The organism is Kitasatospora sp. NPDC092286, from assembly GCF_044755565.1.
Classification (GTDB): Bacteria; Actinomycetota; Actinomycetes; order Streptomycetales; family Streptomycetaceae; genus Kitasatospora.
This window is the reverse complement of record NZ_JBIVRD010000002.1, coordinates 190,304-215,225: the sequence shown is the minus strand read 5'-3', so window position 1 is coordinate 215,225 and position 24,922 is coordinate 190,304. Positions and strand designations below refer to the sequence as shown.

Here is a 24,922-nt window from a genome sequence, read left to right as displayed (position 1 = left end):
TTCCTCTCAGGTTCCGCACAGATTTGAACGGCAACCGATCTCCCGTTCCCCACCGTCTGATGCCATTGGAGCGCGTTCCGGGCGAGTGGGGCCCGGAGCGGCTTGAAACCCGGATACGAGAACTTGATGCAACTGACAGGTACGCCATTCTTCGTCTGCACGGTGATCCTCGTGCCGATCTCCATCGCGGTGGCGATGCTGCTCTGGGGCAAGGTCCGCGGACCTCGACCGGTGCGGATCCTGTCCAGACTCGCCATGATCGTCTTCTGCCAGATCACCGCCGTGACGATGGTCTTCGTCATGGTCAACAACGCCAACCTGATCTACGGCACCTGGGACGACCTGCTCGGCACCGGCAACCACGTCCGGGCCGTGCCCCCCGTCCCGCCGGCCGAGCACGGCACGGGCGCCGGCCACGGCCAGGAGGGCGGGGGCGACGCCAAACCGACCAAGGTGCTGCAGCAGTTCCACGGCGTGGACGACCCGAAGGTGCCGGGCGACGTCCAGAAGACCGACCTCAAGGGCCAGGTCTCCGGGGTCGACGGCGAGGTGCTGGTCTGGCTGCCGCCGCAGTACAACGACCCGGCCTTCAAGGACAAGAAGTTCCCGGTCGTCGAGCTGATCCCGGGCTACCCGGGCTCCTCCTCCACCTGGTACGGCACGCTGAAGGTCTCCGACCAGCTGAAGCCGCTGATGCAGCAGGGCAAGGTGGCGCCGTTCATCCTGGTCTCGCCGCGCACCCTGCTGCTCGGCAACCACACCGACACCGGCTGCGCCGACGTGCCGGGCAAGGTCAACGCCGAGGCCTGGCTGACCCGCGACGTACCGCAGATGGTGCTGGACAACTTCCGGGCCGACCCCGCCCCGGACCGCTGGGCCGTCGCCGGGTACTCGGCCGGCGCGCACTGCGCCACCAAGCTGGCGGTCGCCCACCCCGACCGCTACCGGGCCGGCGTCAGCCTCTCCGGCTACAACGACCCGGCCACCGAGCCGGACTCCCTGGTCGGCAAGGACGCCAAGCTGCGCGAGGCCAACAACCCGGTCAACATCCTCAAGACCGCCGGCCAGCCGCCGAAGGTCGCCCTCTACATGAGCGGCAACAAGGGCGACGGCTACGAGGGCGCGGTCGCGATGAAGGACGTCGCCAAGGCGCCCACCACCGTCCAGCCGGTGGAGACCACCGGCCCGCACTCCAGTGACGTCTGGAAGAACATGGTGCCCGGGGTCTTCGAGTGGCTCACCGGGGTGATCCCGGTCCAGCCGTAGCACCGCGCCGAAGGGCCCGCCACGACGCCGGTTTCCGGCGGTCGTGGCGGGCCCTCGGTCCGTCCGGCCGGTACCTACCGGCTCAGGCCAGTTCCAGGGCCAGGTAGAAGTCCACCCGGTCCTCCAGGCGGGAGAGGTCCCGCCCGGTCAGCTCCTCGATCCGGCCGATCCGGTAGCGCAGGGTGTTGACGTGGACGTGCAGCTGGGCGGCGCAGCGCGTCCAGGAGCCGTCCGAGCGCAGGAACGCCTCCAGGGTGCGGACCAGGTCCGCCTGGTGTTCGAGGTCGTACCCGATCACCTTGTCCAGCAGCCGGCCGCGGAACGCCCGGCGGACCTCGTCCGGGACGGCGGCCAGCAGCAGCACGTGCGAGGCCAGCTCCTCCGGACCGGCGACGCAGACCCGGCCCACCCGGGCGGCGGCGATCCGGCGGGCGTGCCGGGCCTCCTCCAGGGCGCCGCGCAGGCCGCCCGCCTCGGAGGCGGGGGCGGAGACGCCGAGGGTGATCCGGCCCTCCGGACCGAGGCCGGCCTCCAGCGGGGCGAGCAGCTCGCGCAGGGCGTCGGCGGGCACCGGGCTGTCGAGGACCGGCAGCACCACCACCGCGTCGTCGCCGGCCCCGGCGACCAGGGCGCGGTCGGTGGTCCCGTTGAGGGCTTCCTCCAGGATCGGCCGCACCGCCCCCTCCGGCAGACCCGTCCCCTCGGCGCTGAGCACCAGCCAGGAACCCTGCGCCGTCCGGCGCCCGGGCTCGGCGCTCTCGTAGCGGGCGGCCATCGCCGAGGAGGCGTAGAGGGCGCGGCTGATCTCGGCCGGGTCGGCGTCGCGCTGGAGCAGCGTCAGCGCCTCGTCGGCGAGACGGCGGCGCAGCCGGCGGCCCTCGTCCCGGCGGTGGCGCTCGGCGGCGACCAGCCCGGCCAGGTTCTCGGCGAGCTGCTGGCGCTTGGTGGTCCACTCGGTGATGTCACCGGCGACCGCCAGCAGCCAGTCGGCGAGCGGCGTCCCGGTGTCGGGAACGGCGGGCGCGGGCAGCAGCGAGTAGGCGCCGGTGCGCAGCCGGGCCAGGTGCGGGGGGCGACGGCGCCCGCGCTGGGCGCCGAGGTGGGCGCGGACCAGCTGGTCCCGGTCGTCGGCGGAGAGCCGTTCGGCCGGACCGGCGATCACCGATCCGGTGGGGGTGAGCACCCAGCAGTCCAGGTCGAGGTCGCCGCCGAGCAGGTCGAGGACGGCGTCCAGGCCACCGCCGCCGGCCGCGGAGACCAGCAGACGGTGACGGTCCACCAGGGCGGCGAGGTCGGCGGCGCGGTCGGCGGAGACCTGGCGGCCGATGAACTCGGCGACGGTGCCGAACGCGATGTCGTCGGGGACCGCCAGCAGCGGCATCCGGTGCCGGCGACAGGCCTCGATCAGGTCCTCGGGGACGGGCCCGACCTCGGCCTCGCCGGCCGCCAGGGCGACCGCGCCGCCGGCCGCGATGGTCCGCACGAAGCGCTCGGAGTCCGCCGGGCCGGTGCGCCAGAGCATGCCGGTGAGCACCAGCTCGCCGCCGTGCAGATAGCGGCCCGGGTCGTGCAGGTCCGTGGTCATCACACCGCCGACCTGCCGGTCCAGCTCCTCCTCGGCCGCGAGCAGGCGCAGACGCGGGGCACCGGGGGCGAGCAGGTCACGGACACGCATCCGCGGACTCCTAACGGGCTGGGGGTGAGGGCGGCCCGGGCGCTCGGCCGGGCTCACAGTCTGCCCGACCGGCCGGGCTCGGGGGGACGGACCGGCCGGTGCCCGGATCACGGGCCCGCGGCTCGGGAACCGCGGCCGGGTCACGGTCGTCGGTGGTGTCCGCTCCACGGCTGGGATGCGCGATTCCCCTCCTTAGAGGAACGTACAGGATGCCGGGCGGCACCAGAGCCGGGGCTTCATGCCATCGGTGACTGCCGACGGGCCCGTCTCGGCGGTTCACTGTCCACACGCCGCCGGAACGACGCCGGTGACCGGCATCCGGCGCCGAGGCGACGAGGCGGTCCACGCGATCCGGGCACCGGGCGGCGGGCACCGGGCCCACCCGTCCTGGCGCCGACGACGTGAGGAGACCCCCGTATGGAGTTCCTTCGGCCCGCCACCTGGGACGAGGCGCTCGCGGCGAAGGCCGGGCACCCGACCGCGCTGCCCCTCTCGGGCGGTACGGACGTCATGGTCGAGCTGAACTTCGACGTGCGCCGGCCATCCGCGCTCCTCGACCTCAACCGCGTCACCGAGCTCACCACCTGGTCGAACGACGGCGATGTCGTGCGGCTCGGCGCCGCCGTCCCCTACAGCCGGATCATCGACGAGCTGTCCGGCCCGCTGCCCGGCCTGGCGCTGGCGGCCCGCACCGTCGGCTCGCCGCAGATCCGCAACCGCGGCAGCGTGGGCGGCAACCTCGGCGGTGCCTCGCCCGCCGGTGACGCGCACCCCGCGCTGCTGGCGGCCGGCCGGGACGTCCTCGTGGAGGCCGCCTCGGTGCGCGGCACCCGGTTGATCCCCATCGACGAGTTCTACGTCGGGGTGAAGCGCAACTCGCTGGAGCCGGACGAGCTGATCCGCGCCGTGCGGATCCCGGTCGCGGACGGCCCCCAGCAGTTCTCCAAGGTCGGCACCCGCAACGCCATGGTGATCGCGGTCTGCGCGTTCGGCTTCGCCCTCCACCCGGGGAGCGGCACCGTCGGCACCGGGATCGGCTCGGCCGCCCCCACGCCGCGCCGCGCCGTCGAGGCCGAGGAGTACCTCCAGGGCGTGCTCGCCGGGCGCGGCCTCTGGGAGTCCGGCGGCCCGCTGGGCGCCGGGGTGGTTCAGCGGTTCGGCGAGCTGGTGAAGGCCGCCGCCGCACCGATCGACGACGTCCGCGGCACCGCCGACTACCGGCGGCACGCGCTGGCCGTGCTGGCCCGGCGCACCCTCACCTGGACGTGGAACGACTACGGCAAGCAGATCGGGAGCGCGGCATGAGGGTCACATTCACCGCCAACGGCAGGCCGGTCGAGGCCGACGACGTGTGGGAGGGCGAGAGCCTGCTGTACGTGCTGCGCGAGCGCGTGGGCCTGCCGGGCTCGAAGAACGCCTGCGAGCAGGGCGAGTGCGGCTCCTGCACGGTCTACCTGGACGGCGTGCCGGTCTGTTCCTGCCTGGTCGCGGCCGGCCAGGTCCAGGACCGGGACGTCCGCACGGTCGAGGGCCTGACCGGCGAGAACGGTGAACTGGGCCTCGTCCAGCAGGCGTTCGTCGACGCCGGGGCCGTCCAGTGCGGCTTCTGCACCCCCGGCCTGCTGGTGCAGACCGACGCGCTGCTCGCCAGGGACGCCCGGCCGGGCGACGACGACATCCGCGAGGCGCTCTCCGGCAACCTCTGCCGCTGCACCGGCTACGGGAAGATCATGGACGCGGTGCGGCTGGCCTCCGCCCGCATGGGCGGGAAGGCGGTCGCGGAATGAGCATGCGCACCCTCCGGGGCCAGAAGAACCTCCAGGACATCCGGCAGACCGGCGGGGACGGCGTCGGCGGCTCGCCGCTGCGCCCGGACGGCGCGCTGAAGGTCAGGGGCGAGTTCGCCTACTCGTCCGACCTGTGGCACGAGGACATGCTCTGGGGTACGGCCCTGCGCTCGCCGCACCCCCGCGCCACCATCCGCTCGGTGGACGTCTCCGAGGCGCTGCGGCTGCCCGGGGTGTACGCCGTGCTCACCCACGAGGACATCCCGGGCTCCAAGTACTACGGCCTGGAGATCCAGGACCAGCCGGTCCTGGCGATCGACAAGGTCCGCCACCACGGCGAGGCGATCGCGCTGGTCGCGGCCGACCACCCGGAGACGGCCCGCCGCGCGGTGGAGCGGATCAGGGTCGAGTACGAGGTGCTCACCCCGATCACCACCGAGGAGCAGTGCCTCGACCCGGAGACCCACGGCCATGTGCACGAGCCGCACGAGTACAGGTCGCACGGGCACGGCAACATCTGCCACGAGCAGCGGCTGGTCTCCGGCCTCGGGGTGACCGACGAGGTGCGGGCGATGGCGGACGTCACCGTCAGCGGCAGCTACGAGGTCGGCATGCAGGACCAGGCCTTCCTCGGCCCCGAGTCCGGCCTGGCGGTGCCCGCCGAGGACGGCGGCATCGACCTCTACATCGCCACCCAGTGGCTGCACGTGGACCGCCGGCAGATGGCCCCCGTGCTGGCCCTGCCGGAGGAGAGGATCCGGCTCACCCTGGCCGGCGTCGGCGGCGCCTTCGGCGGTCGCGAGGACCTCTCGATGCAGATCCACGCCGGTCTGCTGGCGCTGCGCACCGGCAGGCCGGTCAAGATCGTCTACTCCCGCGACGAGTCCTTCTTCGGCCATGTCCACCGCCACCCGGCCCGGATGACGTACGAGCACGGCGCCACCCGGGACGGCAGGCTGGTCTTCGCCGACTGCCGGATCGTGCTGGACGGCGGTGCGTACGCCTCCTCCTCACCCGCCGTGGTCGGCAACGCGGCCTCGCTCGGCCACGGCCCGTACGTGATCCCGAACGTGCGGATGCACGCCATCGCGCTCTACAGCAACAACCCGCCCTGCGGGGCGATGCGCGGCTTCGGCGCCGTCCAGGCCGCGTTCGGCTACGAGACGCAGATGGACAAGCTGGCCGCCGCCCTGGGCATGGACCCGGTCGAGCTGCGGCGGCTGAACGCGATGGCCGAGGGCGACCGGCTGCCCACCGGCCAGCGGATCGACTCACCCGCCCCGGTCGCCGAACTCCTGCGCCGCGTCAAGGACATGCCGCTCCCGCCACCGCTGGACCCCGACCGCCCGGACATCCGGCGGCTCCCGGGCGCGCTGTCCAACACCTCGCACGGCGAGGGCATCGTGCGCGGTGTCGGCTACTCGGTCGGCATCAAGAACGTCGGCTTCTCCGAGGGCTTCGACGACTACTCCACCGCCCGGGTGCGGCTGGAGGTGATCGGCGGCGAGCCGGTCGCCATGGTGCACACCGCGATGGCGGAGGTCGGCCAGGGCGGGGTCACCGTGCACGCCCAGATCGCCCGCACCGAGCTGGGCGTCGAGCAGGTGACCATCCAGCCGGCCAACACCGAGGTCGGCTCGGCCGGTTCGACCTCCGCCTCCCGGCAGACCTACATGACCGGCGGCGCGGTCAAGCTCGCCGCCGAGGCCGTCCGGCAGGCGCTGATCGAGAAGGGCCGCCGGCGTTACGGCTGGACCCACCACGACCTCACGCTGAGCGCCGGAACGGTGGTCTCGGCGTCGGCCGGCCCGCTGGTGGCCATGGTCGACCTGCTCGGCGACGACGCGATCGACCTCACCCGCGAGCACCACCACCGCCCGACCGTCCCGTTCGACAAGGAGACCGGGCAGGGCTCCGGCCACCTCCAGTACTCCTTCTGCGCCAACCGCGCGGTCGTCGACGTGGACGTCGAACTCGGCCTGGTCAAGGTGGTCGAGCTGACCGCCGTCCAGGACGTCGGCAAGGCGCTCAACCCGCTCTCGGTGGTCGGCCAGATCCAGGGCGGCTGCGCCCAGGCGCTCGGCCTGGCCGTGATGGAGGAGATCGTCGTCAAGGACGGGAAGGTGCGCAACGCCTCCTTCACCGACTACCTGATCCCCACCATCCTGGACACCCCGCCGATGCCGGTGGAGCTCCTCGAACTGCCCGACCCGCACGCCCCGTACGGGCTGCGCGGGGTGGGCGAGGCCCCGACCGTCTCCGCGACGCCGTCCATCGTGGCCGCCATCCGCGACGCCACCGGGCTGGCGCTGCACCGGATCCCGGTCCGGCCCGAGCACCTGACCACCGAGGCCCCCGGGGCGCGGTAGCCCGGCGGGCCGGCCCGAACGTCCCCGGGGCCGCGGCCGTCCTGGGGGCTCGGCCGTCGCCGACTAACCGCGCGCCGGCCGCACCGTCGCCGGGCCGGAATCGTTTCCCGTACGGCGGCCCTTCCGGCCCGCCCCGACTTCGTCGCGCGAGGAGTTCCCCGACATGCAGGACATCGCCGAGCAGCTGCGGGCCTGGCACGCGTCCGGGCGCTCCTTCGCCGTGGCCACCGTCGTCGGGGTCGCCGGCAGCGCGCCGCGCGACCCGGGGGCGGCCCTCGCCGTGGACGCGGCCGGCGAGGCGGTCGGCAGTGTCTCCGGCGGCTGCGTCGAGGGCGCCGTGTACGAGCTGTGCCGGGCCGCCCTCGCCTCCGGCGAACCGGTGCTGAAGCGGTTCGGCTACAACGACGAGGACGCCTTCGCGGTCGGCCTGACCTGCGGCGGCGTCCTGGACGTCTTCGTCCAGCCGGTCACCCCCGGCACCGACCCCGCCCTGGACACCGGCATCGCGGCCATCGCCGCCGGCACCCCGGTGGCCCTCGCCCGGGTGATCGCCGGCCCCGGCGGGCTGGTCGGCGCCGCCCTCGCCGTCACCGCCGACACCCGCCACGGCTCCCTCTCCCCCGCGCGCCCCGCCGCGCACCGCCTCACCGCGCTGGAGCGCGCGATCACCGCCGAGGCGCGGGCCATGCTGGACGCCGGACGCACCGGCCGGGTCGTCCTCGGCCTGGACGGGCGCCCCTGCGGCGAACGTGAACCGGCCACCGTCCGTGAGCAAGGCAGCGTCACCGTCTTCGTCGAGTCCTGCGTTCCCCCGCCCCGCATGCTGGTTTTCGGCGCCATCGACTTCGCCGCCGCCGTGGTGCGGATCGGCAAGTTCCTCGGCTACCACGTCACCGTCTGCGACGCCCGCCCGGTCTTCGCCACCGAACGCCGCTTCCCCGAGGCCGACCAGGTCGTCGTGGACTGGCCGCACCGCTACCTCGACTCCCAGCTGGCCCTCCCGGACGGCGCGGCGGCGATCGACGGGCGGACGGTGCTCTGCGTCCTCACCCACGACGCCAAGTTCGACATCCCGCTGCTGGAACGCGCCCTGCGGCTGCCGGTCGGCTACGTCGGCGCGATGGGCTCGCGCCGCACCCACCACGACCGGCTGGCCCGGCTGCGCGAGGCCGGCCTCACCGACGCCGAGATCGCCCGGCTGCGCTCCCCGATCGGCCTCGACCTCGGCGCCCGCACCCCCGAGGAGACGGCCGTCTCGGTGGCCGCCGAGATCATCGCCCACCGCCGCGGCGGCGGCTGCCGGCCGCTGAGCTCCGGCAGCGGGCCGATCCACCACGACCTGGCGCGAACGGACGGGGCCGGGGCCGGGAAGCCGCGGTCGCACGCGGCCTGAACGCGCTCAGGTCACCACGTTGTAGGCCTGGCAGAGCAGCGGCGGCACGGCCGGGATGCCGACCTCCTGGAGGATCGGCATCAGCACCGCCGCATAGTGTTCGAACGCCTCCCGGGACTCCCACACGTCGGTGACCAGCCAGCCGCCGTCCGGCGTCGGGCCCGCCGTGTGCAGCACCAGCCCGCGCACCGGCCAGTCGGACGGCGCGTTGAGGCCCGCACCGCCGGTCAGCCGGTCCACGGCCTCCTCGTACTGGGCCAGACCGACCCCGGGGAACTCGAACGTCGCGATGATGGCCATGGGGCCGCTCCTGTCTCCGGCCCGCCGGGCCGGGGCCGTGTCGCCTCCAGTGCAGCCCGGACCGGCCCGGGGCGGCCATCGCTGGCCACCACCCGGGTGACGCTGCCCGGTCGCCGCCCCTGCCCCGCTCTGCGGCCCGCCACACGGCCTTACTCGGAGACCGCCAGCTTCAGCCCGAAGCCGACCACCACCGCACCGGTCACCCGGTCCAGCACCCGGCGCGCGGCGGGCCTGCGCAGCCAGCCGCGCACCACCTGGGCGAAGCCCACCAGGACCGTCGACCAGAGCACCCCCTCCACGACGTGCACGCAGGTCAGCGCCACACCGGTGGCGAAGTGCGGCGCGCCCGCCGGGATGAACTGCGGCAGCATCGCCACATAGAAGACGCCGACCTTGGGGTTCAGCAGATTGGTCAGCGTGCCGCGCCGCCAGCCGTACCCGAAACCGCCGTCCGCGGGCCCCACCGCGTCCGCCGCCGGCTCGGCGCCCCGGCTGCGCAGCATCCCCACGCCCATCCAGACCAGGTACGCGGCCCCGGCCCAGCGGACGATCTCGTACGCCAGATGGGAGGCGGTCAGCAGCGCCGTCACCCCGGCCGAGGTGAGGGTGCCCCAGATCAGCGTGCCGGTCTGGATGCCGAGCACCACGCCCCACGCCTGCCGGCGGTGGCCGAGCGCGGAGGTGCGCAGGATCAGCGCGGTGTCGAGACCGGGGGTGAGGGTGAGCAGCCCCACGACGAGGGCGAAGGACCAGAGGGCGGTCGAGATCTCCATGGGCCTCGATCCTAGGCTCCCGACTCCCGGCCCCGGCACACGGCCCCGGCACGCGGTCCCGGCGCCGGGCTCACCGCGGCCGGACGCGCTCCGCGACCGGCCGGCCCTCCTGCTCGGTCGGGTCGTACTCCACCTTCTGGCCCACGGCGAGGCCGCGCGCGCCCCCGTCCTCGCGCGCGCCCAGGATCGAGTCGAAGTAGACGTACAGCGCGGGTCCCTCGTCGTCGGGGGTGATCGTGCCGTAGCCGTGGTCGGCGTTGTAGGACTTCACGGTGCCGGTGGCCATGGGTGCTCCTTCGCTCGCGCCGGGTGATGGCCCTGTGGCACCCATGATCGGTGCAGTGGGGGTGGGGCGCGCGTCCTAGGATCGGGCATCAGCGGGACGACCGGGAGGGAAAGGCGGAGCGGATGCGGGCGGCGCGGGCGATCTCGCTGCTGTTGCTGCTGCAGGCGCGGCGGACCATGACCGGGGCCGAGCTGGCGGCCGAACTGGAGGTGTCCGAGCGCACCGTCCAGCGGGACGTGCTGGCGCTCGCCGAGGCCGGGGTGCCGGTGTACGCGGAGCGCGGGCGGGCCGGCGGCTACCGGCTGCTGGACGGCTACCGCACCCGGCTGACCGGGCTGGACCGGGCCGAGGCCGAGGTGCTGCTGCTCGCCGGACTGCCCGGCCCGCTGGGCGACATGGGGCTCGCCGACCCGGCACTGACCGCCCGGCTGAAGGTGCTGAACGAACTCGGCGAGGCGCCGGCCGCCGGGGTGCGGCGGTTCCACCTGGACGCGCCCGGCTGGTTCCGCACCGCGCCGGCTCCCCCGCTGCTCACCGAGGTCTCCCGGGCCGTCTGGGGCGAGCGGCTGCTGCGGGCCCGCTACCGGCGGCGGGCCGCCGAGCGGACGGAGACCGTGGCGCGGACGCTGCGGCCGTACGGGCTGGTGCTGAAGGCGGGCACCTGGTACCTGGTGGCCCGCCCGGAGGGTGCCACCGAGCCGCGGGTGTACCGGGTGGACCGGCTGGAGAGCGCCGAGCCGCTGCCCGAACGCTTCGAGCGGGACGAGGAGTTCGACCTCGGGGCGTTCTGGGAGGCCAGCGCGGCCGCGTTCGCCCGGTCCCTGCTGCGGGAGAGTGTCACGGTACGGCTGAGCCCGCTGGGCACCGAGCTGCTCCCCCGGCTGCTGGAGCCCGTCCCCGCCCGGCAGGCCCTCGCCACCGCCGGGGAGCCGGACGGCCACGGCTGGGTGACCGTCCGGCTCCCCGTCGAATCACTGGAGGTCGCCTACGACGAGCTGCTGCGGCTCGGACCGGAGGCCGAGGTGCTCGAACCGCCGCCGCTGCGAAGGCGGTTGGCCCAGGCGGCGGCCCGCACCGCCGCCCTGTACGGCGTTTCCGCTCAGCGGTAGCCGGCCGGGTCCAGCGGCCCTTCCGCCGTCTCCGCGTCCACCAGGTAGCGCCAGGCGTCCGGCCGGCTGCCGTCCAGATCGGTGAAGCCGTATTCCCCGGCCAGGGCGCCGCTGGAGAGGGACGTCCCGTTCCAGCGCGCCACGTCCGGGTCGGCGGCCAGCGCCACCACCGCCCGGCCGACATAGCCGGGCGACTCCGAGATGCCGAACTGCGGCTCCCGCTCGGTCGCCTCGCGCCAGGTCTCCTCGGTGACGCCGAAGTGCTCCAGCATGATCTCCGAGCGCATCCAGCCGGGCGTCAGGGCGACCGCCGTCGCCCCGCGCGGGCCGAGTTCGTGCCCCAGTGCGAACGCCATCCGCAGCACGGAGGCCTTGGCGAGGTCGTAGAAGAACGACATCCGGTAGCGGTTCGCGTTGTACTCGGCGGTGCCGTCCGTCATCTCCACCACCAGCCCGCCGGGCCTGCGCAGCAGCAACGGCAGCAGGTGGTGACTGGTGACGGCGTGCGTCTCGACCGCGAGACGCAGCAGGCGCAGCCCCTTGTCGAGGTCGTGCTCCCAGACCGGACGGTCCCAGGCGAACAGTTGCTCGCCGCCCCAGATGTCGTTGACCAGGATGTCCAGCCCGCCCTGTTCGGCGTCGATCCGCTCGGCCACCGCCGCCACCTCGGCCGGCACCAGGTGGTCCGCCCGCACCGCGATCCCCCGCCCGCCGGCCGCCGTGACCAGCTCCGCCGTCTCCTCCAGCGTCTCCGCCCGCCCGTACTCCGACCGGTGCCCCTCGGCACTGCGCCCCGTCCCGTACACCGTGGCCCCCGCGGCCCCCAGCTGGACGGCGATCGCCCGCCCCGCCCCCCGCGTCGCCCCCGCGACCAGCGCGACCCTGCCCTTCAGTGGCTGTGTCATGCCCTGCTCCTTCCCTCGTGCTCGCTCCGACCCCGCCGATGCTGCCGTGGAATCCCGACACCTCCTGTCGGGATTCCCCGCGGTAGTGCGAAGAAGCGCCGTGGGAGGCCGCGAGGCCTGCCGTCAGGTGACGTCGAGGCGGGCGGCGAGACGGAGCAGGCCCGGGGAGAGGCGGCTGAGGAGGCGGGCGAGTTTCGCCTCGGGGGTGACGGGGACGACGGGTTTGCCGGTGCGGACGGCGTGCAGGACGGCGGCGGCGACCTTCTCGGGCGGGAAGCCGCGGCGGGCGTAGAGCTTGGCGGCGCGGGCCTGTTTGGCGGTCTGCTGGGCGGGGGTGGTGGCGGAGAAGGTGGAGGTGCGGGTGATGTTGGTGTTGACGATGCCGGGGCAGATCGTGGAGACGCCGATGCCGTGCCCGGCCAGTTCGGCGCGCAGGCAGTCGGAGAGCATGAAGACGGCGGCCTTGCTGGTGGCGTAGGCGGTCAGCGCCTTGGCGGGCAGATAGGCCGCCGCCGAGGCGAGGTTGACGATGTGGCCGCCCTCGGCGCGCTCGGCCATCAGCGAGCCGAAGGCGCGGCAGCCGTGGATCACGCCCCAGAGGTTGACGTCCAGGACGCGCTGCCACTCCTTCTCGGTGGTCTGCAGGAACGTCCCGGAGTGGCCGATGCCCGCGTTGTTGACGACCACGTCGGGCACCCCGTGCTCGGCGGCGACCTGCTGGGCGAAGGCGTCCACGGCGGCGCCGTCGCTGACGTCCACCCGGTAGGCGTGGGCGGGCGGGCCGATCAGGGCGGCGAGTTCGGCGGTGCGCTCGGCGGCGGCGAGGTCGAGGTCGCAGACCACCACCCGGGCGCCGTCCTCGGCGAAGGCGAGCGCGGTGGCCCGTCCGATGCCGCTGCCGCCGCCGGTGACGACGACCAGCCGGCCGGGGTCCGGGGCCGCGCCGGGCTGTCCGGCGTCGACCCGGGCGGTGAACTCGCGGACCATGGCGGCCACGGCGGACCCCTTCTCCAGCAGGGCGGACCAGTGGGAGGCGCGCAGCGAACGGCGGGTCAGCCGCGGCACCCAGCGCTCCAGCCCCTCGGAGAGGAACTCTCCGACGTAGTGGTCCTCGGTGAGGGTGATCAGCTGGACGGGCACCTCGGTGGGCCGCTCGCGAGGGTGGCCCAGGGCGGGGCGCATATTGGCCCGGTACAGCTCGATGCCGCGCACGGCGTCCCGCCGCAGGGTGGGCTGCGGGTGGCCGGGGCGCGGGGTGACGCCCTCCAGGTCGCGCAGCACCCGGGGCCAGGCCCGGGCGAGGCCGAGCCGCCAGACGCCGGGGGCGAGGAAGGGCAGGTGGAAGGCGGTGATGTACCAGGAGTGCACGCCCTGGGAGAGCAGTTGCCGCAGGTGGCGCGGGGTGGGCCGGCGGTAGCGCTCGCGCAGCCAGTACCCCAGGTGGTCCAGGCAGGGGCCGGACATGGTGGTGTAGGAGGCGATCCGCTGCCCGGCGCCGGGCGCGGTGACGGCCTCCCAGGACTGCAGCGAGCCCCAGTCGTGGGCGACGACGTGCACCGGGCGGTCCGGGCTGACGGCGTCGGCGACGGCGAGGAGGTCGGCGGCGAGGTGCTCCAGCCGGTAGCCGTCGCGGGTGGCCGGCGCGCCCGACTCGCCGGCGCCGCGCACGTCGTAGCGGACCACGTGGTGGTCGCGGGCGAGGTCGGCGGCGATGTCGTCCCAGACCACATGGGTGTCCGGGTAGCCGTGCACCAGCAGGACGGTGGGGGCGGCCGGGTCGCCGTCCTCGAAGACGGCGAGCGGCAGCCCGCCGGAGCGGACGGTCCGGCGGCGGGTGGTCGTCGTCATCGGGTCGCCTCCTGGGCGGTCTGCTGCGGGGTCTCCCGCACGGTCCAGCGCCGGACGTGCGGCAGGTCGTCGTCGAGCCAGTACGCGTCGTCGTCCGTCACCACGAGCAGTTCCTCGAACTTGATGCCCACCTCGCGGAAGGCGATGTGCGGCTCCACCGCCCAGAGGCCCGGGGTCGGCGCGTGCCGGGAGGACCGGCCGTCCGCCCAGAGCGGTGAACGGCCGTGCAGGCGTTCGCCGATCAGCTCGCGGCCGAGCGTCTGGAGGGTCCGGACGCCGAAGCCGAGGACGTTCACCCCGGCCGGGCCGCGGGTGGTCGTCCTGGTCACCTGGTGGCCGATCACCCGGCCGGGGTAGACCTGGTGGCGGTTGTCGTAGCCGTGCGCGGCGATCTGCGCGTCCACCGCCGCGTACACCTCGTCGAGCGGTTTGCGGGCGCGGACCTCGGCGAGGATCAGCTCGCGGTAGACCTTGAGGTCGGCGGCGAGACGGTCCCAGACCGGGTTCTCGCCGACCTTGCCGCCGTAGCCGATGTCGGCGGTGTAGCCGTCCACCACCGGTGCGCAGTCCAGCACATAGGGCATGCCCTCGGCCAGCCGCCGGCCGCCCGCGAAGAACTGGAGCGGGGTGTGGAAGTGCCGGAACGCCGTCCGGTCGCCGAACCAGGCGAACGGGATGTGGAAGAAGTCCCGCACACCGGCCGCGACCAGGCGGCGGCGCAGCTCCGCGGTGGCCTGCCGCTCGGTGACGCCCGGTTCGATCCAGGCGGCGACCTGTTCGGCGCAGTGGTAGGCGAGTTGCTGGGTCTCGCGGAAGCGGGCGAGGTCGTGCGCGGTGAACGGGAAGGACGGGGGCTCGGCCACGACGGGGCTCCTTGCTACAGATCGAGGACCAGGGTCTCGCCCTCGGCGGCCCGGGAGACGCAGGGCAGCAGGGCGCCGGCGGCACGCTGTTCGGGGGTGAGGCGGCGGTCGCGGTGGTCGGGGGTGCCGGCCAGCAGCCGGACCTCGCAGGTGCCGCAGAAGCCCTGGTGGCAGGAGTACGGCAGGTCGGGGCGGGTCTCGCGGAGGATGTCCAGGGCGGAGCGGTCGGCGGGGACGTCCAGCGCCGGGCCGGTCGCGCCGAGGCGGACGGTGAACGGTTCGCCGTCGGTGACCGGGGCGGCACCGAACCGCTCGAAGTGCAGGGCGGCGGCGGGTGATTCGTCCAGGGCGCGCTGGACGGCGGCGAGCATCGGGGCCGGTCCGCAGCAGTAGACGGCGGCCCCGCGCGGGGCGTGGGCCAGCAGTTCGGCGCCGGTGGGAACGCCGTGCTCGTCGTCGGTGCGCAGGGTGACGCGGTGCGGGTCGAGGGCGCGCAGCTCGTCCGTGTACGGGAGGGTGTCGGCGCTGCGGCCGACGTGGAGCAGCCGCCAGTCCAGGCCGTGCCGCCGTGCCTCGCGGGCCATCGGCAGCAGCGGGGTGATGCCGATGCCGCCGGCCAGCAGCAGCACGGCCGGTTCGGCGCAGAACGCGAAGCCGTTGCGCGGGCGGCGGGCCGTCAGGCGGCTGCCGGGGTGCAGTTCGTCGTGGATCTCCACCGAGCCGCCGCCGCCCGCGGGCAGCCGGCGGACGGCGATCCGGTAGGCGGCGCGGTCGGCCGGGTCGCCGCAGAGCGAGTAGTGGCGCTCGCGGCCGGAGGGCAGGGCGAGGCGCAGGTGTGCGCCGGGCTGCCAGGGCGGGAGCGCGGTGCCGGAGGGGTCGGCGAGCCGCAGCTCGACGACGTCGGCGGCGACCTGGCGGCGGCCGGTGACGACGAGTTGCAGCGGCGGGGTGGGGCGGCCGGGCGGGCGCCGGGGGTTGCGGCGCAGCAGCGGGCCGGCGAGGGCCGGGGTGTAGCGGTCGCCGAAGGCGGTGAGGCGCCGCATGAACCGGTCGGCGCGGGGGCGGCCGTAGAGGTCGGGGGGCGGGGTGCGCAGGTCCATCGGGCGGTCGGTCCCCGTTCTCGTCGGGTGGCTCGGGCGTCGGGTGGCACGGGCGGTTGGTGGCACGGGCGGCAGGCGGCCCGGCCGGTGGCGGGCTCAGTGGGCGGCGGCGCGGGCGGCCGGGGAGGTGGCGAGGTAGCCGAGCGCCTGGCTGGAGGAGCCCTCCTGGGTGGGGTGGTAGCCGGGCCGCAGGTACCGCAGGCCGGAGCGGAGCGACGCGACCGGGTCGGGCAGCAGCCCGCGCCGGGCGATCCGTCCCGCCTCGCGCCAGCTGGGCCGCAGCCGCCCGTCGAGGGTGGGGTCGGCGGCCAGCAGGAAGCGGGCGCCGCGCACCCAGAGGTGGACCAGCAGCGGTCCGGAGACGGCCATGCCGCGGATCCGGCGCAGATAGCCCGGGTCCAGGTGGACCATCAGGTCGTAGGCGACGCTGCGGTGTTCGACCTCCTCGGCGCCGTGCCAGCGGAGCAGGTCGAGCATGGTCGGGTCGGCCTTGGCGCGGTCCAGGCCCGGGGAGTTGAGCGCCCAGTTGCCCAGGAAGGCGGTGAAGTGCTCGATCGCCGCGACGAAGGCGACCCGCTCGATGACGTTCTCCCGCTGCTGGGCGGGCGTCAGGCCGGGCCGGTCGCCGAGGACGCGCCGGAACAGCCAGGCGATCTGACGGACGTAGGGGCGCGGGTCGAGGCCCTGGCCGAGCAGGTGGTCCAGGACCTCCTGGTGGGCCTCGGCGTGGATGGCCTCCTGGCCGATGAAGCCGAGCACCTCCTCGCGCAGCTGCTCGTCCCGGATCAGCGGCAGGGCCTCCTTGAACACCTTGACGAACCAGCGCTCCCCCTCGGGCAGCAGCAGGTGCAGGACGTTGATGATGTGGGTGGCCACCGGCTCGTCGGGGATCCAGTGCAGCGGCAGCCCGGACCAGTCGAAGCGCACGTCCCGGGGCTCCAGGACGAGGCTCTCGTGGACCCGGGCGGCGGGGCCGGCGAGGACGGGGACGGTCACGGCGGGGGCGGTCACGGCGGGGGCGGTAGGGACCGCGGGGACGCCGGGGACGGGGGCGGTGGAACGGGGCATGGCTGGGGCCTCCTGACCGGGGGGCGGGTGGCTCGCGCTCGGTTCCAGGGCAACCTACTCGCGGGTAGAGCCCCGCTTCAAGGGTTTCGACACTCTTATCGACATCAAGTCTAATAAGTGATGTGCGCCGGAACGGACCCCGGGAAACACCAAAGCCCCGCCTCGGCCGGCGGGGCTTCGTGGTACGGGCGACCGCTGGGCCGTCAGACGGCCATCGCGAGCATCAGCGGCGCGGCACGGGCCGCGAGCAGTTCGGCGGCGGCCTTGAGCCGGTGCACATTGCCGACCGGCATCGAGGTGGCCAGGCAGCCGACGGTGCTGCCCGCCGTCACCGGGACGGCGGCACAGACCGTGCCGAGCGCGTACTCCTGGAAGTCCAGCACCGGCACGGTGGCGGGCTGGCGCTCCAGCCGGTGCATCAACTGGTCGGCGTCGACGACCGTCCGGGAGGTCAGCCGGGCCACCGGGTGCCGGGACAGGTGGTCCCGGCGGGCGTCGTGGTCGAGCTGGCTGAGCAGGCACTTGCCGATCGCGCTGGCGTGCGCGGTGGCCCGGAAGTCCACCCACTCCTGCACCGCCGGGGCGTCGTCGGCCGCGGCGACCGCCTCCACCGACAGCTCGCCGTCGTGGTAGCGGCTGAAGTACACCGCCGCGCCCAACTCGTCACGCAGTTCGGCGAGTTTGCGGTTCAGCCGGGCCCGCACCAGCTGCTCCCGGTTGTGCTGGCCGAGCAGCGCGAAGGTGCCGCCGAGCACCCAACCGCCGTCCTGGCACTGGAGATAGCCCTCGATCTCCAGGATCTCGGCGAGCCGGCGGACGGTCGGCAGCGCCAGGGACGTCTCCCGGGCGAGAGCGACCAGGGTGGCGCCGTCGGGGTGCCGGTCGACGGCCTCCAGCAGTCTGAGGGCGTGCTGCAGGGAGGTGAACGGACCGGGCTCGCCCTGGTCCAGCGTGGCGTGACGACCCGGGGCTGGTGTCGACATGTCGTCCCCTTCCGATGTCCGCCCGCGAAACCACCCGCGAGCTTCTCCAGCCTAGCCACCCATGGGCTCCGGCAGTTGTCCTCCGCCAATATTGGTGGAGGTTGCACGAAGGACTTGACTGGCACCGGCCCGGCCGTTACGTCCGCGCCGGGGTCCGGCGGCATCCACCCGGGGTGTCGGACGGTCAGATTCCGAGCAGACTCCGGACGGCCGCGCGGCGGCGGGCGGAGTACCCGTCGTCCGGACCGCCGTTCGCGCCGTCATCCGCGCGGTCCGCCGGCCAAAGCGCGGCGACGGCGGCGGTGGCCGCGGACCGGCCGGACAGCGGGCGGGCGGCGGTCAGCGCGGCGGCCTCCTCGCCGGCCAGGCCCGCCCCGGTCAGGGCGGCGACGGCCTCGGCGGCCGGGACGGCGTCGAACCAGCGCAGCGCGAGGGCGGCGCGGCCCGCCTCGGTGAGCCGACCGGTCAGCCGGAGCCGGGCCAGGCCGCCGTCCGGGTGGACGTTGATCCGCACATGGGTCACCGGGCGGCCGGCGTCGAGCCGGAAGCGGTGCCGGGTGTCGGGCTGGAGGCGGGTACGGGGCAGGAGCTCGAACCAGCCGGCCGCGTCCTCGGGCGGGTCGCCGCCCGCGGAGGCGTCGTAGCCGGTCAGGTCGGCCCAGCCGGGCGCGTTGGCGACGAAGTGGGTGGTGTCCACCTCGACGGCCAGGACCTCGCCGCCGGCGGCCAGGGCGATCCGCACCCAGTCGTTGGCCTTGTCGCGCCGACGCCTGGTCTCCCAGCCCTCGCCCATGACGGAGGCACGGCCGGGAGCGTTCAGGTTGTGCGGGGAGGAGAAGTAGCGGTCGGACGCCGCCTCGGCCACGCCGCCGTACTCCTGGGCGGCCAGGTCGAAGGTGAGACCGTCCAGCTCACGGGGGTCGGGCAGCACCTCGCCGTGCACCCGCAGCCGGGCGACGCCGCCGTCCGGGAAGATGTTGAGGCGGACGTGGGTGAAGCGGGCCGGGCTGTCGACGGCGAACTCGTGCGCGGTGTCACCCCGGAGCGGGGTGCGCGGCACCAGTTCGACCCACGCGGCGGCCTGGAGTTCCTCGGGCGAGGGGTGGCCGGGCACCGAGGCGGCCTCGACCGAGGCGCTCTCCGGGTGGTTGCCGGTGAAGTGGGCGGTGTCGACGATCACGCCACGGATCACGCCGCCGGCGCCGAGCCGCACGATCGTCCAGTCGTGGTCGTCGTCGGCGGGGTGCGGCTGGTCGGCGCTGACGCCGCGGCGGCGCTTGGACTCCCAGCCGTCCATGATCTGGCCCTTGTGGCCGAAGGTGTGCGGGCGGAACTCGGCGGGCCGGGCGACCAGCAGGTTCTCGGCGTCCGCGAAGGTGTCCTCGTTGGTGGCGACGACGCCGGCGCCGAGCAGCCGGGACGCCAGGTCGACCAGCTCGGTGAACGGGGCACTCGGGGTGTGGACGGTGCTCACTTCGGCTCCTGGGGTCGGGTGATCTGGCGGCCGAAGGGCTCGGCGGCGGGGTCGACCACCCGGCCGCGGAGCCAGGTGGTGCGGACGGTGCCGGTCAGCGTCCGGCCCGCGTACGGGGTGACGGGGTTGCGGTGGTGCAGTTCGGCGGCGCGCACCGCGAACGCGCCGTCGGGGTCGAAGGCGACCAGATCGGCGTCGCCACCGGCGGCGATGGCGCCCTTGGTGCCGGTCAGACCGGCCAGCGCGGCCGGGCCGGCGGCCATCCAGCGGACCACGTCGGCGAGGGTGTGGCCGCGTCGGCGGGCCTCGGTCCAGACGGCGGGCAGGCCCAGCTGGAGGGAGGCGATCCCGCCCCAGGCGGCCGCGAAGTCGCCGCTGCCGCCGAGTTCGGGCAGCAGCTTGAGGTCCGGGGTGGACGGCGAGTGGTCCGAGACGACCGCGGCGAACTCGCCGTTCGCCAGGGCCTCCCAGAGCCGGTCGCGGTTGGACTCGTCGCGGATCGGCGGGCAGCACTTGAAGGCGGTGCCGCCGTCCGGCACCTCCTCGGCCGCGAGGGTGAGGTAGTGCGGACAGGTCTCGGCGGTCACCCGGACACCGTCCTCGCGGGCCCGGCGCAGCAGCGGCAGCACGGCGGCGGCGGAGACGTGCAGGATGTGGACCCGGGCGCCGGTGCGACGGGCCGCGTCGAGCAGCCGGGCGACGGCGGCGGTCTCGGCGGCGGCCGGGCGGGAGGCGAGGAAGTCGCGGTAGTGCGCGCCGGGCCGCTGGGGCGCGGCGGCCAGGACGGCCGGGTCCTCGGCGTGGACGATCGCCAGGGCGCCGATCCGGGCCTGTTCGGCCAGCGCGGCCTCCAGGGCGGCCTGCTCGACGTGCGGGAACTCGGCCACCCCGGAGGGTGCGAGGAAGCTCTTGAAGCCGAACACCCCGGCGTCGTGGAGCGGTTGGAGGTCCGGGACGTTGCCGGGGACGGCGCCGCCCCAGAAGCCGAGGTCGACCCAGGCCTGGCCCTCCGCGGTCCGCCGTTTGGCCGCCAGGCCGTCGGGGGTGGTGGTGGGCGGAACGGAGTTGAGCGGCATGTCGACGATCGTGGTGACGCCGCCGGCCGCGGCGGCCCGGGTGGCGGTGGCGAAACCCTCCCACGCCGTCCGGCCCGGCTCGTTCACGTGCACATGGGTGTCGACCAGGCCGGGGAGCAGGGCGGTGTCACCGAGGTCGGTCACCGGCCGGCCGTCGACGGGCGCCGAGCCGTGCGCGGCGACCCGCTCGATCCGTCCGTCCCGGATCAGCACATCGGCGGGGCGTTCGCCGTCCGGCAGGACCACCCTGCGGGAGCGGATCACCGCCGGGTGCGGCGGAGTCTCGCTGAGGGGCATCTGAACCTCCGAAACCTGGGGACGGGTGGAGACACCGAAGGGAACGGCGAAGCAGGCGCGGCAGGGAGCGGCGAGGGAACAGCGAAGGCGTGCACGGCAGTTGGTGCCGCGGGTCTGACCCCGACCGGGTCGGCGGCGGCAGCGTGCTGGGAGCCTAGGCCCGCCTTCAACAAAACGTCAACGGCCGATCGCGCGCGGAAGATCAAGCCGCACCGCCCCCGAGGAAGGCGACCGCCAGCCGCTCCCCCGCGACCTCGGCCAGCTCGGCCGCCCTGGTCGTGCTGTCCCCGGGCCGCTCGGCCAGCTCGGTGAGCGCGTACGCCCCGGCGAACCCGGCCGCCCGCCACTCCCGCTCCGACAGCTCCAGCCGTCCCGCCACGGCGACCACCGGGACTTCCGACCGGGCAGCCGCCGCGGCCACCCCGGCGGGGGCCTTGCCGTGCAGCGTCTGCGCGTCCAGACAGCCCTCGCCGGTCACGACCAGGCGCGCGCCCCGCACCGCCTCGGCGAAGCCCAGCAGTTCGAGCATCAACGCGATGCCGGGCCGCATGGTGGCACCCAGCAGGGCGAGGGCGGCGAAGCCCACCCCGCCCGCGGCACCGGCCCCGGGGGCGTCGCGCAGGTCCCGGCCGACGGCGGCGCCGACCAGGTCGGCGAAGCGGGTCAGCCCCTCCTCCAGTACCACCAGGTCGTCGGCGCCGGCACCCTTCTGCGGGCCGTAGACGGCGGCCGCGCCGCGCGGGCCGAGCAGTGGGTTGTCCACGTCGCAGGCCACCACGACGCCGGCCCCGGCGAGCACGTCGGCCGACCGGCCGAGGTCGATCCGGGCCAGCCGGCGCAGCGCGGCGCCGCCGGCCGGGAGTTCGGCGCCGTCGGCGTCCAGCAGACGGACGCCGAGCGCCTGGACCATGCCCGCGCCGCCGTCGGTGCAGGCGCTGCCGCCGAGGCCGAGCACGATCCGCCGGGCGCCCAGGGCCACCGCCCGGCCGATCAACTGGCCGACCCCGTACGAGCCGGCCGCGAGCGGGGCGGTCCGGCCGCCGGGGAGGCGGGCCAGTCCGGCGGCCTGCGCCAGTTCGACCACGGCGGTGTCGCCCCGGACGGCGAACGCGGCGGCCACCGGCAGCCCGGTCGGGCCGGTCACCTCGGCCGGGATCCTGGTGAAGCCGGCCGCCAGCGCGGCCGCCAGGGTGCCCTCGCCGCCGTCGGCGACGGGCAGTTCGCGGACCTCGGTACCGGGTGCGGCCCGGCGGATCCCGGCGGCGATCCGTGCGGCGGCCTCGGCGGCCTCCAGCGTGCCCTTGAACTTGTCGGGAGCTACGACCACATGGCCCTGGCGGGGGGTGGCGGGCATGGTGCGGGCCTCACTTCCGGACGGTCTGGCGATGGTCCGACAAGCATGTGCCCTGGGGGCGGGGCTCGGCGCCTCCGCCGCCCGGCGACCGGGTGCGGCGCCCGCCCAGGGGATCGGCGTACGGCCTGCCGGAGACCGGCCCCCGACCGGGACGCGCCCGCGCTCGTCAGGGCTTGTCCGACCATTCGCGTCACATCAACGCGCGGCGGGAATGGTCAGACAAGCCCTAAAGTGAGCAAGTGCGATTGATGGTGGAGTTCACGACAGAACCGTTCGAACTGGAGACGTTCCCGGAGCACGCCGTGGCGGCCCGGAAGGCGGTCGACGAGGCCGGCCTGACCGTCGCGGTCGGCCCGTTCGGCACCGGCGCGGAGGGCGAGGCCGACCAGGTCCTGGCCGCCGTGACCAAGCTGCTGCGGGAGACCCTGGACGCCGGCGCGACCCGGATCTCGGTCCAGGTCAGCGTGCTCGGCGAGGAGGGCGGTAGGCCGTGACCGAGCATGCGGAGCACCCGCTCGCCGCGGCGGTGAAGCCGCTGCTGGACGCGATCGGCGCGACGCCCGTCCCGCCGGCCGAGGCGAAGGGCGAGGACGTGGTGCTGGAGTGGGAGGGCGCCCCGGCCCTGGCCGTCCGGCTGCCGCACCTGAGCAGCGCGCTGGACCGGCTGCTGGCGGAGATGACCCGCCAGTTCGACGGCCGCCCGCTGGCCGAGCTGGACCGCAGGGAGAAGCAGCGGGTGGTCGCCCTCCTGGAGGAGCGCGGCGCCTTCACCGTCCGCCACGGGGTGGAGACGGTCGCCTCGGCGCTCGGGGTCAGCCGCTTCACCGTCTACAACTACCTCAACCGCCAGGACGGTTCGAAGTCCGGCTGATCGCGGCGGCACCGGGGGCCGGGAGTCGGTCCGGACCGGCCGGGACCGGCCCCCGGCGGGCGCGTTCGGCGTATCGCACAACGGAACGCCCCCGCGACCGGGACCGATTCACACCATAACCACCAACTGTTCAACAAAGTGTTGACGGCCCGGGTGGGCAGATCTAGCTTGTGCGGGTGGCGCCACTCTCCAGGAGGTCCACCCGTGACCAACCGCCCCCACGTCCTCGACGCCCTGGCCGCGGCCGACGCCGCCGACCTGACGGCCCTCCTGCTGGAGATCTGTTCCAGCCCCCGCTGGGCCACCACCGTCGCGGCAGCCCGGCCGTGGCCCGACCGCGAGGCCCTGCTCGCCGCCAACGAGGCGGCCATGGCCACGCTGACCACCGAAGACCTGCGCGACGCGATGGCCGGCCACGCCCGGATCGGCACACCCATGGCGGGCGACGCCACCGCCGAGCGCGAGCAGGCCGGCATCCGGGGGGCGGACGGCGCTCTCCTCGACGCCCTGCACGAGGCCAACGCCGCCTACGAGGCGAAGTTCGGCCATGCGTTCCTGATCTGCGCGACCGGCCGCACCGCGGCCACCATGCTCGCCGCCCTGCGCGAGCGCCACCCCAACGACGCCGCCACCGAGACGGAGATCACCCGGGGCGAGCTGCGCAGAATCAACGACATCCGCATCAACCGGCTGCTCGACGGATCCTGACGTACCGTCAGATCCGACAGGTCCCACCTCTGCCATCAGTAAGGTCACTTCGCCCATGACCGGCATCTCCACCCATGTGCTCGACACCAGCCTGGGCCGCCCGGCCGCCGGCGTCCCGGTCGAGCTCGCACTGCAGACCGAGGGTGGCTGGCAGGTGCTCGGCGCCTCCGTCACGGACTCCGACGGCCGGGCCGAGGACCTGCCGGCCGCGGAGGCGGGCTCGGTCGTCCGGCTCCGCTTCGGCACCGCCGCTTACTTCGCCGCGGTGTCGGACGGGACGCCGTTCTTCCCCGAGGTCGCGATCGTCTTCACGATCGCGCCCGCGCAGCACCACTACCACGTGCCGCTGCTGCTGAACCCGTTCGGATACTCGGTCTACCGCGGAAGCTAGGCCACTTCATTGATTGGGAGCCATGCCATGGCCCATGTGCTCGGCCAGAACCAGTACGGCAAGGCGGAGAACCGCATCGTCCGGATCAGCCGCGACTCGACCCGGCACGAGATCAAGGACCTGAACGTCTCGGTCGCCCTCTCCGGCGACTTCGAGGACGTCCACCTCACCGGGTCGAACGCCAACTGCCTCCCCACCGACACCACCAAGAACACCGTCTACGCCTTCGCCAAGGAGCACGGGATCGAGTCGGCCGAGGCCTTCGGCATCGCGCTGGCCCGCCACTTCGTCGACAGCACCGACCCCGTCCACCGCGCCCGGATCCGGATCGAGGAGTACGCCTGGGACCGGATCAGGACGTCCGACGGCTCGGCCCGCTTCACCGGTCCGGAGGAGACCGGCCACTCCTTCGTCCGCAACGGGCAGGAGACCCGCACCACCGAGATCGCCTACGACGGCGAGACCGTCCGGGTCATCTCGGGCCTCAGGGACCTCGTCGTGCTGAACTCCACCGACTCGGAGTTCCGGGGCTACCTCAAGGACGGGTACACCACGCTGCGGGAGGCCTACGACCGCATCCTCGCCACCCAGGTGACGGCCCGTTGGGCGTACGGCTTCACCGGCCGGGGCGACGAGGCCCGGCCCGACTGGAACCGCTGCTACACCCAGGTCCGCCGCCATCTGCTGGAGGCGTTCGCCGGGACCTACTCCTACTCGTTGCAGCAGACCCTGCACGCGATGGGCACCCGGGTCCTCGACAACCGCGCCGAGGTGGACGAGGTCCGCCTGGAACTCCCCAACAAGCACCACTTCCTGGTCGACCTGGAGCCGTTCGGCCTGACGAACGAGAACGAGGTCTACTACGCCGCCGACCGGATGTACGGCCTGATCGAGGGCACCGTGCACCGCGAGGGCGTCACCCCGGTCATCCCGGTCGCCTGACCCGGAGCGCCCCCGTGACCGCCGCCGGGTACGCGGGGGCCGTCGCACCCCCGCTCAGCGTGCTCCCCCGTCGGCCCTCCCCCC

At 74.5% G+C, this 24,922-nt stretch carries 23 protein-coding genes and 1 pseudogene; 11 read left to right on the top strand and 13 right to left on the bottom strand.

Annotation, left to right across the window (positions count from 1 at the left end):
- The first annotated feature begins 126 nt into the window (after positions 1-126).
- Complete coding sequence (locus ACIQIB_RS03700; protein WP_400756471.1) at positions 127-1,266, top strand: alpha/beta hydrolase; 1,140 nt, start codon at positions 127-129, stop codon at positions 1,264-1,266.
- An 82-nt stretch (positions 1,267-1,348) separates the two neighbouring features.
- Here the strand turns inward: ACIQIB_RS03700 and ACIQIB_RS03695 are convergent, their stop codons facing one another.
- Complete coding sequence (locus ACIQIB_RS03695; RefSeq protein WP_400756470.1) at positions 1,349-2,941, bottom strand: PucR family transcriptional regulator; 1,593 nt, start codon at positions 2,939-2,941, stop codon at positions 1,349-1,351.
- Positions 2,942-3,358: 417 nt separating this feature from the next.
- On the opposite strand from ACIQIB_RS03695, the gene ACIQIB_RS03690 reads away from it, so the two are divergent.
- The 4 genes from ACIQIB_RS03690 (at position 3,359) to ACIQIB_RS03675 (ending at position 8,490) form a co-directional block, all read left to right on the top strand.
- A complete protein-coding gene (locus ACIQIB_RS03690) occupies positions 3,359-4,246 on the top strand; it encodes an FAD binding domain-containing protein (RefSeq protein WP_400756469.1) in 888 nt (295 codons plus the stop codon).
- Complete coding sequence (locus ACIQIB_RS03685) at positions 4,243-4,728, top strand: (2Fe-2S)-binding protein (protein ID WP_363606452.1); 486 nt, start codon at positions 4,243-4,245, stop codon at positions 4,726-4,728. Before ACIQIB_RS03690 ends, ACIQIB_RS03685 begins: the two co-directional genes overlap by 4 nt.
- Positions 4,729-4,730: 2 nt before the next feature.
- Positions 4,731-7,097 carry a xanthine dehydrogenase subunit D gene (gene pucD, locus ACIQIB_RS03680; RefSeq protein WP_400756602.1) on the top strand — a complete coding sequence of 789 codons (2,367 nt, stop codon included), beginning with the start codon at positions 4,731-4,733 and terminating at the stop codon, positions 7,095-7,097.
- Positions 7,098-7,260: 163 nt separating this feature from the next.
- Positions 7,261-8,490: an XdhC family protein gene (locus ACIQIB_RS03675; protein ID WP_400756467.1), complete on the top strand. Its 1,230-nt coding sequence runs from the start codon at positions 7,261-7,263 to the stop codon at positions 8,488-8,490.
- A 6-nt stretch (positions 8,491-8,496) separates the two neighbouring features.
- Here the strand turns inward: ACIQIB_RS03675 and ACIQIB_RS03670 are convergent, their stop codons facing one another.
- The 3 genes from ACIQIB_RS03670 to ACIQIB_RS03660 all read right to left on the bottom strand — a co-directional run bounded on the left by ACIQIB_RS03670 (position 8,497) and on the right by ACIQIB_RS03660 (position 9,849).
- Complete coding sequence (locus ACIQIB_RS03670) at positions 8,497-8,790, bottom strand: hypothetical protein (protein ID WP_363606450.1); 294 nt, start codon at positions 8,788-8,790, stop codon at positions 8,497-8,499.
- A 149-nt stretch (positions 8,791-8,939) separates the two neighbouring features.
- Complete coding sequence (locus ACIQIB_RS03665; protein ID WP_363606448.1) at positions 8,940-9,563, bottom strand: LysE family translocator; 624 nt, start codon at positions 9,561-9,563, stop codon at positions 8,940-8,942.
- 70 nt (positions 9,564-9,633) lie between these two features.
- Positions 9,634-9,849 (bottom strand): cold shock domain-containing protein, encoded by a 216-nt coding sequence (locus tag ACIQIB_RS03660; protein ID WP_363606447.1) that lies wholly within the window; start codon positions 9,847-9,849, stop codon positions 9,634-9,636.
- 122 nt (positions 9,850-9,971) lie between these two features.
- Here ACIQIB_RS03660 and ACIQIB_RS03655 point away from each other — a divergent pair, with 122 nt between their 5' ends.
- A complete protein-coding gene (locus ACIQIB_RS03655; RefSeq protein WP_400756466.1) occupies positions 9,972-10,958 on the top strand; it encodes a helix-turn-helix transcriptional regulator in 987 nt (328 codons plus the stop codon).
- On the opposite strand, the gene ACIQIB_RS03650 is transcribed toward ACIQIB_RS03655, so the two are convergent.
- The 9 genes and pseudogenes from ACIQIB_RS03650 to ACIQIB_RS03610 form a co-directional block, all read right to left on the bottom strand.
- Positions 10,949-11,863, bottom strand: a complete 915-nt coding sequence (locus ACIQIB_RS03650) for an SDR family oxidoreductase (RefSeq protein ID WP_363606445.1) — start codon at positions 11,861-11,863, stop codon at positions 10,949-10,951. The genes ACIQIB_RS03655 and ACIQIB_RS03650 overlap by 10 nt on opposite strands.
- Positions 11,864-11,986: 123 nt before the next feature.
- Complete coding sequence (locus ACIQIB_RS03645; protein ID WP_400649491.1) at positions 11,987-13,711, bottom strand: SDR family oxidoreductase; 1,725 nt, start codon at positions 13,709-13,711, stop codon at positions 11,987-11,989.
- Positions 13,708-14,574, bottom strand: coding sequence for a M24 family metallopeptidase (locus ACIQIB_RS03640; RefSeq protein WP_400756465.1), 867 nt, complete (start codon positions 14,572-14,574; stop codon positions 13,708-13,710). Before ACIQIB_RS03640 ends, ACIQIB_RS03645 begins: the two co-directional genes overlap by 4 nt.
- A 14-nt stretch (positions 14,575-14,588) precedes the next feature.
- Complete coding sequence (locus ACIQIB_RS03635; RefSeq protein ID WP_400649497.1) at positions 14,589-15,674, bottom strand: PDR/VanB family oxidoreductase; 1,086 nt, start codon at positions 15,672-15,674, stop codon at positions 14,589-14,591.
- Positions 15,675-15,770: 96 nt separating this feature from the next.
- The gene (locus ACIQIB_RS03630; protein ID WP_363606439.1) at positions 15,771-16,742 is read right to left on the bottom strand and encodes a metal-dependent hydrolase; all 972 of its coding nucleotides are present in this window, start codon (positions 16,740-16,742) and stop codon (positions 15,771-15,773) included.
- Positions 16,743-16,945: 203 nt separating this feature from the next.
- A complete protein-coding gene (locus ACIQIB_RS03625) occupies positions 16,946-17,725 on the bottom strand; it encodes an IclR family transcriptional regulator C-terminal domain-containing protein (protein WP_363606437.1) in 780 nt (259 codons plus the stop codon).
- A gap of 421 nt (positions 17,726-18,146) precedes the next feature.
- Positions 18,147-19,199, bottom strand: a pseudogene (alc, locus tag ACIQIB_RS03620) (allantoicase); the annotation flags it as partial.
- Positions 19,196-20,572, bottom strand: a complete 1,377-nt coding sequence (gene allB / locus ACIQIB_RS03615; RefSeq protein ID WP_400756463.1) for an allantoinase AllB — start codon at positions 20,570-20,572, stop codon at positions 19,196-19,198. The pseudogene alc and the gene allB, both read right to left, overlap by 4 nt.
- 202 nt (positions 20,573-20,774) lie before the next feature.
- Positions 20,775-21,926: a glycerate kinase gene (locus ACIQIB_RS03610; protein ID WP_363606435.1), complete on the bottom strand. Its 1,152-nt coding sequence runs from the start codon at positions 21,924-21,926 to the stop codon at positions 20,775-20,777.
- A gap of 248 nt (positions 21,927-22,174) precedes the next feature.
- Here ACIQIB_RS03610 and ACIQIB_RS03605 point away from each other — a divergent pair, with 248 nt between their 5' ends.
- The 5 genes from ACIQIB_RS03605 to pucL all read left to right on the top strand — a co-directional run bounded on the left by ACIQIB_RS03605 (position 22,175) and on the right by pucL (position 24,838).
- Entirely contained in the window at positions 22,175-22,420 is a 246-nt protein-coding gene (locus ACIQIB_RS03605; RefSeq protein ID WP_400650290.1) for a thiamine-binding protein, read from the top strand.
- Positions 22,417-22,797, top strand: a complete 381-nt coding sequence (locus ACIQIB_RS03600; protein ID WP_363606432.1) for a helix-turn-helix domain-containing protein — start codon at positions 22,417-22,419, stop codon at positions 22,795-22,797. Before ACIQIB_RS03605 ends, ACIQIB_RS03600 begins: the two co-directional genes overlap by 4 nt.
- A 204-nt stretch (positions 22,798-23,001) precedes the next feature.
- Complete coding sequence (gene uraD / locus ACIQIB_RS03595; RefSeq protein ID WP_363606431.1) at positions 23,002-23,505, top strand: 2-oxo-4-hydroxy-4-carboxy-5-ureidoimidazoline decarboxylase; 504 nt, start codon at positions 23,002-23,004, stop codon at positions 23,503-23,505.
- 55 nt (positions 23,506-23,560) lie between these two features.
- Positions 23,561-23,896: a hydroxyisourate hydrolase gene (gene uraH, locus ACIQIB_RS03590; RefSeq protein WP_400649511.1), complete on the top strand. Its 336-nt coding sequence runs from the start codon at positions 23,561-23,563 to the stop codon at positions 23,894-23,896.
- Between the two features lie 27 nt (positions 23,897-23,923).
- Positions 23,924-24,838 carry a factor-independent urate hydroxylase gene (gene pucL, locus ACIQIB_RS03585; protein WP_363606427.1) on the top strand — a complete coding sequence of 305 codons (915 nt, stop codon included), beginning with the start codon at positions 23,924-23,926 and terminating at the stop codon, positions 24,836-24,838.
- Positions 24,839-24,922 lie beyond the last annotated feature (84 nt).